General features: G+C 71.2%; 1 protein-coding gene. It reads left to right on the top strand.

What is annotated here, in order from left to right; genetic code table 11:
• Positions 1 to 92: 92 nt before the first annotated feature.
• Positions 93 to 1,044: transposase (locus AC559T_RS13770; RefSeq protein ID WP_498868937.1), on the top strand; the 952-nt coding region annotated here is incomplete at its 3' end.

The following is a 1,044-nucleotide window of genomic DNA, read 5'->3' as shown; positions in this document are numbered from 1 at the left end:
GACTCTGCTGCGTAATTCGGCTGGGTGTCGTGGGTGCGGCATGATCTCCTCTGCGGCCCGGGTGGCTTCGTGGGCCGCGGGAGGTGGGGCACATGTCGTTGCAGCCGAAGGGGCTGCCGGAGATCCCGGCGCAGACCGTGGTGGTCGCCCGGGCGGCGTTCCCGCGTGGGACGTTGGCGATGCGGCTGCGGGACCGGCTGGCCGAGGTGTTCGTCGATGAGCCGTTCACCGGGGCGTTCGGCCGCCGGGGGGCGCCGGGTCTGCCGCCGGCGGTGTTGTCGCTGGTCACGGTGTTGCAGTTCACCGAGAACCTGACCGACCGGCAGGCCGCGGCGATGGCGGTCCGTGCGATCGACTGGAAGTACGCCCTCGGGGCGGAGCTGACCGATACCGGGTTCGACTCGACCGTGCTGTCCCGGTTCCGGACCCGGCTGGCCGACCACGGCCTGGAACGGGTGGTGTTCGACCGGCTCGTGGAGGTCTGCCGTGACCAGGGCCTGATCGGCGGTGGTGGCAGGGCGCGTACCGATTCCACCCATGTGATCAGCGCCGTGCGGGACCTGAACCGGACCGAGCTCGCCGGGGAAAGTGTGCGGGCGGCGTTGGAGGCCCTCGCGGTCGCGGCCCCGGACTGGCTGGCCGACACCATGGACGTCGAGGAGCTGGCGCACCGCTACGGCGAGCGTGTCAACGGGTGGACGATGCCGTCGTCGAAGACGGCCCGGGACCGTCTCGCGGTGGTGTTCGGGCAGGACGCGCTCGCGTTGTGCCGGGCGGTGGGCGCCCCCACCGCACCTGGCTGGCTGCCCGAGATCCCCGCGGTGGCGTTCCTGCGCGAGATGCTGGTGCAGACCTACTACCTGTCCACCGACAGCCGGGGACGGGAGGTGATCGTGAAGCGGGACGCCGACAAGCAGGGTGTCCCGCCTGGACATCGTCGCTTGGCCTCCCCGTATGACCGCGACGCGCGGTGGGCGGCCAAGGGCGACGACCTGTTCTGGTGCGGCTACAAGGTCCACCTCACCGAAACCTGCGACCCTCCCA

It is taken from the genome of Frankia sp. Hr75.2, assembly GCF_949319125.1.
GTDB classification, from domain to species: Bacteria; Actinomycetota; Actinomycetes; order Frankiales; family Frankiaceae; genus Parafrankia; species Parafrankia soli.
This window is presented reverse-complemented; position numbering and strand designations above follow the sequence as displayed.